The organism is Kitasatospora sp. MBT66, from assembly GCF_000710405.2.
Classification (GTDB): domain Bacteria; phylum Actinomycetota; class Actinomycetes; order Streptomycetales; family Streptomycetaceae; genus Kitasatospora; species Kitasatospora purpeofusca.
The window spans coordinates 185,234-194,848 of sequence record NZ_JAIY01000001.1 but is presented as its reverse complement, the minus strand read 5'-3'; the positions used below and the strand labels follow the sequence as shown (position 1 = coordinate 194,848).

At 69.7% G+C, this 9,615-nt stretch carries 6 protein-coding genes; 3 read left to right on the top strand and 3 right to left on the bottom strand.

Features of this window, described 5'->3' with window-relative positions; translation table 11 throughout:
* Positions 1-36: 36 nt before the first annotated feature.
* Entirely contained in the window at positions 37-1,524 is a 1,488-nt protein-coding gene (locus BI06_RS00875) for a DUF2637 domain-containing protein (protein ID WP_051740065.1), read from the bottom strand.
* A 376-nt stretch (positions 1,525-1,900) separates the two neighbouring features.
* Here BI06_RS00875 and BI06_RS00870 point away from each other — a divergent pair, with 376 nt between their 5' ends.
* Complete coding sequence (locus tag BI06_RS00870) at positions 1,901-2,626, top strand: prepilin peptidase (RefSeq protein WP_043463739.1); 726 nt, start codon at positions 1,901-1,903, stop codon at positions 2,624-2,626.
* Between the two features lie 31 nt (positions 2,627-2,657).
* Here BI06_RS00870 and BI06_RS00865 read toward each other — a convergent pair whose 3' ends face one another.
* Positions 2,658-3,899, bottom strand: a complete 1,242-nt coding sequence (locus tag BI06_RS00865) for a hypothetical protein (protein ID WP_158516358.1) — start codon at positions 3,897-3,899, stop codon at positions 2,658-2,660.
* A gap of 101 nt (positions 3,900-4,000) precedes the next feature.
* Positions 4,001-5,143: a hypothetical protein gene (locus BI06_RS00860; protein ID WP_149030207.1), complete on the bottom strand. Its 1,143-nt coding sequence runs from the start codon at positions 5,141-5,143 to the stop codon at positions 4,001-4,003.
* 2,027 nt (positions 5,144-7,170) lie between these two features.
* On the opposite strand from BI06_RS00860, the gene BI06_RS00855 reads away from it, so the two are divergent.
* Positions 7,171-8,349 (top strand): ParA family protein, encoded by a 1,179-nt coding sequence (locus BI06_RS00855; RefSeq protein WP_233289966.1) that lies wholly within the window; start codon positions 7,171-7,173, stop codon positions 8,347-8,349.
* Positions 8,346-9,470, top strand: a complete 1,125-nt coding sequence (locus BI06_RS00850) for a hypothetical protein (RefSeq protein WP_043463734.1) — start codon at positions 8,346-8,348, stop codon at positions 9,468-9,470. The genes BI06_RS00855 and BI06_RS00850 overlap by 4 nt, the downstream gene beginning before the upstream one ends.
* The last annotated feature ends 145 nt before the right edge of the window (positions 9,471-9,615 follow it).

Here is a 9,615-nt window from a genome sequence, read left to right as displayed (position 1 = left end):
TCCTCACATGCCCGGATTCCGGGAACAGCCCAGGTCTCAGCGAAGCACCGGCTCGAGGTCGGCGCCGTCCTCGGTCAGTTCGTCCTGGGTAGCACTGACCTCGATCGCGCCGTGCTGTTCGACGAACTGCCTGAGCAGGCGCCGGCCGTGGGCCGGGCTGTAGCCGGCCTGGCGGGCGAGATCGGCTCCGGAGAGTTTCCTGCCCTCCCTCTTGCACTCCAGGTAGATGCGTTCGGCGCGCTTCTGCTGGTCCTCGCTCGGCTCGGCACCCGGGTCGAACAGAGCCGGGTCTGCGTCCGGCCCCGTCGCGACGAGGTGGGCCTCATCGGCCGCCTCGGCCTCCCGAACCGGCTCCGGCTCGCGGCCCGGCCCCTCCGGCTGCCGGACGGGCTCGGGGTGGTGAGCAGCGACCGGAGCTGCTGCCGGACTGTTCTGCTCCAGCTCGCGTCCGGCTGCTTCCGGCAGCGGGGCCGGGTCGGGCTTCGGGTGCACGTCAGGGGCAGGTGCGGCTGTGGCCCAGGCGTGCCCGTCGGCTTCCGGGGCGATGGGAGCAGCGACCGGAGCGACCGGAGCTCGCACCACGGTGTCGGCGGTCGGCGGGGCCGGCGGGGTCGGCAGGTTGATGTGGGGCAGTGGGTCGACCCTCGGCATGCCCGCCGCGGCCGTGGCGGCAGGAACCTCGATGGCGGTGGTGGGAAGCTCGGCCGGGTCCGCGGGCGGCTCCGGGGTGGCCGGAGCGGGCTCTTGCGCGGTGATCGTCGGTGCTGCGGGGGCGGGTTCGGGGAGGCGCTCCAGGGCAGGGGCCGGATCAGGTTTGTTGAGAGGAGGCGTCCGGGGGATGCCGATCACGGGTGCGGCCAGCGCCTCGGCGTCGATCGGCACCCCGGCGCGCAGGGCGCGCAGCGGCTTCAGGGCGTCACGGCCGGCCAGGCGGCGCCATCGGGGTCCGTGCTCGTCGCGCAGCTCCATCCGCAGCAGCTGGGCCTGCTGGTCCAGGCGCAGCGCGGTCTGGAAGTCGGGGATCTCCCACAGGACCATGCGGCGCCAGATGCGGAAGGTGGAGCGGGGCGCGATGACCCAGCGGGGCAGGCGGATGGAGTCGAGGCGGCGGCGGTCGGCCAGCTTGTTGATCTTCGCAAGCGCGCCGCGGCATGCTTCGACGACCGCGATGAACAGGAGCGGGATCGCGCCGTGCATGGCCGAGCCGAGGAGGTCGGGCCAGGCTGCTGCGGCGTTGAAGACGATGGTGGCGCCGGTGAGAACCCAGGCGACGTAGCGCAGCCACGGGGAGCCGAGCCGGATCGAGGTGAGGAAAAGGTCGAAGGCGAGCAGGACGACGATGCCGACGTCGATGCCGATCGGGAAGGCGGGTGCGAAGTTGCCGAAGCCCTTCTCGCGCGCGAGTTCCTTGACGGACTGATAGGAGCCCCAGAAGCCGATGCCCGCGATGATGGTGGCACCGACGCCAATGACGCCCAGCGTGGCCTTGCGACCCTTTGTCCATGCGACGGCTGACGACGACATGTCGGGCCCTCCCCTGTTGCGTCCGCTGGTACGCGGGCCGGCCCCCGCTGCGGACGTGGCGTGCTCGATCGCCGGTCGGTCCTGGTGCTCGTCGTGGTGACGGGCACCCGCTCCTAGCGCTCCCACGGCCGTCTCCCCCGTTCCCCTGGTCTGTCGGGCGCCGTGGCGCCCCTTCATGACCTAGAGGCCGGATTCTGTCCCACCGTGTGACGTTCGGCCCGGTCATTTTGTTCGGACCTCGGTCGTGTGAACGTTTCGAGGGGAGCAGTGTATGTACTCTGCCGCTCGGTACAGCCGGGGCCCCAGGCCAACAGGGCGGCACCGGCAGATACCGTTCGTACACCCGACCGCCAGTCCCGAGCAGGGAGAACCACTGATGGCCTCCTCCACCGCCCTCGTCACCGCCGCTGTGGCCGGCGCCGCGGCCGGGTGGGGCCTGCGCCCCGCGATCGCGCGCTTCGCGGTCCCGGCCGACCAGCCCTGGGCCAGCGCGTGCAGGGGATGCGGCACGCCGTTGTCCTGGCGGTCGGGGCCGGCGCTGTCACCGCGGGGGCGGTGCGGCTGCGGGGCACGACCGGGCGCTCCGGCCCTGGTGCCGGAGGTGCTGGCGGCGCTCGCGTTCACCGCGCTGGTCGCCGTGCTGGGCATCGGCCCCGCCCTGTGGCCGGCCCTGTGGCTGGCGGCATGCGGCACCGCGCTGGCGGTCGTCGACGCCCTGGTCCACCGGCTGCCCGACCCGCTGACCGCCACCACTGCCGTCGGCACGGCGGTGCTCCTGGCCGTGCTGTCGCTCACCTCGCAGACGGCCGCTCCGCTCCTGCGGGCGGCGGTAGGCGCGGTGGTGCTCGGCGCGCTGTACCTGGCGATGGCGATCGCCACTCCGCTCGGGCTCGGGGACGCCAAGCTCGCGCCGACCATCGGAGCGATCCTGGCCTGGTACGGATGGAAGGTCTTCGTGCACGGCAGCGCGGCAGCGATCTTCCTCGTCGGCCTGTACGCGGCCGTGCTGCTGCTGGTGCTGCGCCGGGGCCGCCGCGACGACCTCTCGTTCGGACCCTTCATGTTCGGCGGGGCGCTCCTGGCCATCGCCCTCGACATGTAGGAGCGCGCCGAAGCTCCGGGTGGCTGCCGGTTCACGCCGCCTGCCCCTCGTCGCCGCGCCACACCGGCCGGCAGGGATCGCTGGTGTCCCAGCCCCGCCAGCGCTCGTCCACCAGCTCGCCGGTGGCCGGGTCGACCACGCCCTCGGGCACCAGGGCCAGCGGCGGCCGGTCCGGGCGACGGTTCTGCTCCGCGCGCAGTTCCCGCTCCACCACCCACCTCCGGTACATCTCCCGTTCCCGGGCATGCCGGGCACGGCGGCGCTCCCCCAGGCCAGCGGTCCCCCGCGCCTGGGCGACTTCGGCCAGGCGCTCCGCGCCGGGCCGGGCACCGGCGGCGGACGCGAACTCCCGTGGCAGGTAGACCAGGCCGTCGGCGACGACCGCCAGCCCGTCCTCGACCAGCGCGGCCAGGCGGCGGTTCACGGTGGTGCGGTGAAGCCCCAGCACCCGCACCAGGCCGGCCACGTCCACGCCCTCCACCGGATCCAGGCACGCCAGGATCCGGGCCCCCGAGGCACCGTGGGCCCACAGGTGGAAAGCGTCCTCGCGCATCACCTCGGCCACCACCCGGCTGTCGAACCGGGCCACCTCACCGTGCGCGGTCGGGACAGTCCCTGCCCCCCTCGCCCCTGCAGCTGCCTCCTGTCCCGGGCGCGCACACTCCACCGGCGCAGTTTCGGGAGGGATCCGGATCAGCCACCGACCGCTCGCACCGGTCCGCGGCAGCTTCACCAGCCAGCCCCTCTTCACCAACCGGTCGTTGCTGTCCTCCAGCCCCGACCGGGAGCACCCGGCCTCCTCAGCCAGCGGCCGCACCGAGGCCTCGTGCTCAGGCCCGCCGGACCGCTGCGCCCGCGACAGGCGCGCCAGCACGTTCTTCAGGTCCGTGCCCCCGGCAGTCCCCGCCCACTCCCACGGCCGGTTCTCCACCGCGGCCCGGATCTCGGCCAGCTGCACCAGAGCGTCGGCCCGGCAGGTGATCGCCTCGCTCGCACCCACGAAGCGCCGCGCCTTGGCGAGCATCTCCCCCAGCTTGGTCTCCAGGTATGCCTCCCCCTGCAGCCGGCGCACCGCCCGCGCCCACGACCCGCCGGCCGTCGGCCGCAGAACCAGGGCCTCGTGGAACTGCGCCGGCGTCCACTCCCGGCCCGGCTGACTGCACGCCACCGCCAGCGCCATCGTCATCCGGTACCCGCCCTCGGCACCGTTGCGGCCCTCGTAGCGCCCCGCCCGGTCCCCGTGCAGCAGCAACGCCTTCGCCCGCCGTGACAAGCCCGGGCGCTGCTCCACCCACTCCCGCAACCGCCGCCCCGCACCCGGCACCGCCGCCTCGACCCCGACCGGCCCACCGCGACCGCTCCCGCGCCTCCTGCTCACCGGACCACCGCCCCGGCCCCGGCCAGCTCCGACGACAGCGGCCGCTCCGCCAGCACAGCCAGCCGCTCACGCCACGACCCCACCTCGGCCACCTCGCCGAAGGAGCGCTCACCCTCACGCAGCCGCTCCAGGCGAGCGCCCAACAGGTACTCCGCCGCCCGGCCCCGTGCGCGCTGCGCCGCCCGCTCCGCCGCCTCGGCCCGAACACCACGGGCCAGCTCGGCGGCCCGCACCCGCCCGGCCTCCTCCAATGCCTCCACACTGGCTGCCAGCCGCTCGAGCGCCTCCTGCCGTGAGCGCTCCAACACCGCCTCGGCCTCGAACTGCCGCGCCAGCGCCACGAACACCGGATCGCACGCCCCGCCCGCCAGCAGCCGGGCCTGCTCCGCCGCAACCGCGCCTTCGACCCGGGCCCGCACCCGCTGCGCCACCGGGCCGATCCGAGAGGCCTCGGTCGGATCCAGCAGTCCGGCCACCGTGACGAGCACCGCCTGGTCCACGGCCGCGTCCTCGGCCCGCTGGTAGCCGCACGCCGAGCACAACCCGCCCGAGAGCTCCAGCCCGCAGTCCGCACACGGCCGCTCGGCCGCTGCCAGTCGGCCCCGCTCCACCAACGCGCGGCGCTCCGCCGCCGCCTCAGCCTGGCGCTCACGCTCACGCACAGCCCGCTCACGCGCCAGCACCTGAGCCTCGGCCCGCGCCTGGACGACCTCGTGCAGACGCAGCTCGGTCAGCCGGCCTAGCTCACCAACGCGAGCCGGATCCAGGCCCTGAGCGACCTGACGGGCGATGAGCGCTCGCAGCGCCCGGGCGTCCTCCACCAGGAGCACGCAGGCCTCGCACGAGGCGCCGGTGTCCATCCGGCGGCCGTCGTCACAGCGCTGGTCGTAGCACGCCGAGCGCCGCCGCAGCCCGCGGCCGATCATCCAGCCGACCGGATCCACGATCGGAGCCGAGCCCTGCGACGCGAGACGTGCCTCCAGCCGCTCACGCAGCAGCCGCGGGGCAACCTCCCCGAACACGCCGGCGAGCTCCGTCAGGGCCTGGCCCACCGCGGTCCGAACCCGGGCACGAGCCCCACCGCGACCGATCCGGGCCCACAGGAACTCCACCGGCTCCAGCAGCCGCTCCCAGCCCATCGGAAGCCGTACCCGGACGCCCGCGAACGTCGCAGGCACCCGCTGGTTCCCAGCTCCGGCCACAGGCTGCACGCCCGACATCCCCGGCCCGCTCGCTGATCCCTGGTGTTCCCCGCGAAGCGGGCCAGCGATGCCGGCACCGGCTGCACCGGGCTCCGCGCCGTCACGGCCCTCGGCCCGGTCCTCGCACGCACCCGCGCGCTCCGGCTGATCACAGCACCCGGCAGCGGCTTCGCCGGAACACCCAACACACCAGTCACTATCACCAGAGAGAGAAACCACCTGAGCGTGGGCCGCGTGAAGGAGGGCACCACCGGGGTGCTCTGGAACCACAGTGACCTCAGCCGCCGGCGGGCTCTGAACCCCAGGCGCACCAAGACCGGCAGCATCCGAACCCTGACCAAGATCACCGGGTGCAGTAGCAGGGCGGGCGATCTCGGCCACTCCCCCAGGCTGATCACCCAGCCCGACCGCGCTTCGCCGCGACCTGGTCCGAGCCCGCGGCGCCGGCCTGCGCACCGACCTCCCATGAGCCTCAGCCACCAGGGGGATCAGCAGCCGGGTCGACGACCGCAGACCAGACGCCGTCGGCTCCCGCAGAACCTCAACAAGACCGCGCTCGCCAAGGCGCCCCAGCACCTTGCCACCACCCGACACGGAACACCCCAGCGCGCGCGCGACCGTCGCCGCGGCACGACCACGACGAGCCGGCACCGACCCTCCGACCAAGCGGACACGCCCGTCCGGCCGGCACTGAAGAACCATCAGAAGAAGAGCCAGCCGATCGGTCGCCGCAGCCCGACCGGTCACGTCAGCCAGCAGCCCAGCACCGGCCAAGTCGCTCCCCCACCCTGGAGCGAAGAGCACCTCACACAGCCTCAGCAACGTCGCCAACTCGGGCTTGGTCAACGCGAGGGGGTGACGTCGGTCTCCCGCGGCATGCGCCTGTCGGGCTGGCACCACCGTGCAGCGGAGGCCGAGGGTCTGCCCGGCCTCATCGACAACGACCTCAGACTCGATCAACCCGAGCTCCCGCAACTGCGGAAGCACCACGTGATCCACCGTCGACTCCGACACGCCGACCCAGCGGCCCAGCTCGCGGGCCCGAATGCTGACTACCGCGGAGCCCTGGCTGGACTTGGCGAACAGCACCACAGCTCCAGCTCGCGCTGTGTCCCGAACGGCGCGAGCAGCGGTGAGGCTCGTCAGGTGCCGGACGGCCGCACTCAGCCGGGCACGCGTTCGTGAGGTCAGCCCCAGCGAGGCTAGAGCAACTCGAACTGAGTTGTCAGTCGCACTCTTGCTCATGTCAGGCCCCCGGGCAGCTGCGCGTGAGCGGTGGGCCCAGAGGACGGGAGGACCGCTGGACCTGGATTCTCCACACGGCGATACAAAGCACTTGCGCCCCTCTGCATCTGCCGATAGCGCCATGCCTGGACGCTGTGCACTGCCCCGCGCAACCATGCCTCCGCTAAGTCTCAGCGATCTGGCTCAGGGCGACGAGCGAGTCTTTTCAGGCCGCCACAGGTGGCAACGCCGAGACATAGGAATTAACGGGTCAGCGCGCCAGATCTACCAATTCGAATTTCATCAAGAGCTCGGCACGACGCGCATTGGAATATCCGGTAGTGCCTACTGCGCACGCGACGATACACCATCTGACCTGCACTGTTGGCCTGGCCGATCTGTGGCGAGTCGGCCCGTAGGGGAGAACTCGCGACCCGTAAAAGTGCTCTCCCAAAGGGCAATTTGGCCTGCGGTTCTCCGAGGGAATCATGAGATCCGAGGAAAGTTTCAGCGGTAAAATCGACGACAGAATTGAGTGATCCTTGGAAATTTTCCAACTAAGTTCCAGAAGAGTTTTGATGAATCCCTCGATATTTGAGCCAGTGAAATCGGATCTGATTCATTGATTCCCGGCTGCGAATTTTTCCGGAAGTGCGGCCTTGGCTGATCAAATTGGCTGCTGCTTTGCGACACGCCGAAGGTGCGCGACTGACAAGTCAGCAACTGATAAGTTGCCCTCCATGAGCACAGTGAACAGCGACACGAGCGAGAAGCTCATCGCCAACGTGATGCCCGAGATGCGAAGAGATCTGAAGATCCGGGCAGCAGAGCGTGGCCTGAACGTCTCCGATGCCGTGACCCATGCGTTGTCGTTGTGGTACGACAACGCGAACTCTCCCGCGGTTGAGGACATCAGGGGAGCCAAATCATGGGCCTCGTATGTCCCCAGCGGGGGCGTTGCCCGATTCGAGGTCGAGTGCGAGAGCCGGGCGATCACTAAGGTCCAGGGCATGGCGCAGGTCATCCGCAACTGGTTGGAGCGGCACCCGCCGCTGGCCTCCCCTCTCCTTCGCCAGCCGGTGAAGCGCATCCTCGTCGGCAACCAGAAGGGTGGGGTCGGAAAGACCTTCATTGCCGGCGGCCTTGCACAGGCTTTCGCCGAGATGGGTCTTCGGGTTCTGTTGGTTGACTACGACCCCCAGGCGCACCTCTCGGCAAGGATGCGAGTCGCTGACCTTCCGACTGGTGGCGACAGCCTCCTCACGCACATGCTCGGCAGGGCGACCCAACACCTCCGGCGGTCGATCATCGCGCTGGAAGAGGTTCGCCTGGACCACGACGATCGTCCAGACACCCCCATGTTCGATGGCAGGTTGCACATACTGCCGGCGCATGAGGACGCGTTCCTGATGGATGCAGAACTGGCCACCATGCGGGCTGGGCGCGACACCTGTCTGCGGCGAGCGCTTGAGCCCATCGAGCAGGACTACGACGTCATCGTCCTGGACGGTCCCCCGAACCTGGGGCTGGGCATGGATCTTGCGATTGACTTCGTGCAGCGTCGGGCTGGCGAGCTTGTTGATCACTCGGGAATCCTGATCCCGGTCTGGTCGGACAAGTCTTCTTTCCGCGCGTACAACCTGTTGAACCGACAGATCCGCACGACCTGCGCCAATATGCAGATCGAGGTTGACCAGCTCGGGTTCATCGTGAACGCCTATGACGCCCGCAAGGGAGTTGTCACACGGGGCTTCTACGACGAGTGGCACACCCTCACGGCTCCGAGCGTCCTTGCTGAACTGAAGGACTCCATTGAGGGACGTGAGTCCTCCGACTACGAGGTGCCCCTCTTTCAGTACGCACCCGACTGCATTCAAGCGGAGACGCTGCGTCGTCTCGCGAAGGAGCTCGCTGCATGAGTAAGTACCGTCCGGCAACGCTCCCCAAGGGCACCGAGGTCGTCAGCGACGCGCAGAGCGCGGTCCCCCCCGTCCGCTCGCGGGCAGAGATCAAGGCTGAGTGGGAGGCCCGCCAGGCGGCAGGGGCTGGCGAAGCGTTGTCCTCCACTTCGGAGGACAGCAACGGGTCTAGTGAATCCGCGGCCGTCAACGCACCGAGCGAGGCCGATGGGACGACGCTGAGTGTCCTGTCTGGCGCTGGCCAGGGTGCTGATTCGGGTGATGCTTCAGCTGAGTCGCCGTCTACTGATTCCACCGACAAGGACGAGAGCTCGGCGGTGGCAATCTCTGCTATCCCTGAGCAGGCGGGTTCTGAGGCGCTGACTGAGCCGAGCCAGGAGTTGGACTTGTCTGAGGAAGGGTTGGTTCACCTTCCGCGAGACCGTAACGCTGCCGGCTTCGTGGAGATGCCGACCTTCAGCGCTCCGACGAGCGACGACCCTCAGGAGCGATTGGAGCACTACGCCCGGGTATTCGCTGGAGCGGAGTACGCGGCACGAGCCAATATCCAGCAGTCCACGCAGCAGCGAGTCATCGTCCAGGGCCAGATCTTGCTGGCTATGAGGGAAGAGGAGCTGTGGAAGGCCCTGGGATGGACTGACTTTGACGTCCTCGTCAAGCATCGGTTCAACATCGGCCGGAACTACGCAAACAAGATCATCCGCTCCATGCCCGTGGTTCGTGCTCTTGAGCACGTCACCAGTATGGAGATGGCCGAGAAGCACCTGCGGGCTCTTGTGCCAGTTCAGGAGCGGCATGGCGATGAGGCGGTCCGTCGAACCTGGGAGGAGGCGCTTCGTAAGGGGAAGATCACGGAGAAGTCACTCAAGGAAGCGGCCCGTTTCCTTGGCTTTGGTGAGCCGATGATGCTGACCGCCACAACTACCACAGGCAGTTCCGTCGGGTCGCCGCGGGCGGGCGATTCGCCTGATGATGTCAGCAAGGCAGCTGAGGTCGTCGGGGCGTCGATTCGTTCGTTGATGAAGACAGATGCCGCCCGTGCCCGACAGGAAGCCCTGACACTCCGGAAGCTCGCTGAGGATTTGTGCAACGAGCTCGGGATCACCGACACGAGTGAGTAGCGCCTGGTGGGACTCGAGAGGGCGAGGCAGCAACTGCTGCCTCGCCCTTATCGTTTCGCACGCAATGAGTGGGTACCTGGACGGTGTGCGGTGGTCGGGTGGCGGGATGGTCGCCGGCCGCACCGTCTGCGGCCTGGATGGCCTC

What these genes read in the sequence shown, in the direction of transcription:
- BI06_RS00875 (WP_051740065.1), bottom strand. Translation starts at nt 1,524, where the DNA reads ATGTCGTCGTCAGCCGTCGCATGGACAAAGGGTCGCAAGGCCACGCTG.
- BI06_RS00870 (WP_043463739.1), top strand. Translation starts at nt 1,901, where the DNA reads ATGGCCTCCTCCACCGCCCTCGTCACCGCCGCTGTGGCCGGCGCCGCG.
- BI06_RS00860 (WP_149030207.1), bottom strand. Translation starts at nt 5,143, where the DNA reads ATGGGCTGGGAGCGGCTGCTGGAGCCGGTGGAGTTCCTGTGGGCCCGG.
- BI06_RS00855 (WP_233289966.1), top strand. Translation starts at nt 7,171, where the DNA reads ATGAGCACAGTGAACAGCGACACGAGCGAGAAGCTCATCGCCAACGTG.
- BI06_RS00850 (WP_043463734.1), top strand. Translation starts at nt 8,346, where the DNA reads ATGAGTAAGTACCGTCCGGCAACGCTCCCCAAGGGCACCGAGGTCGTC.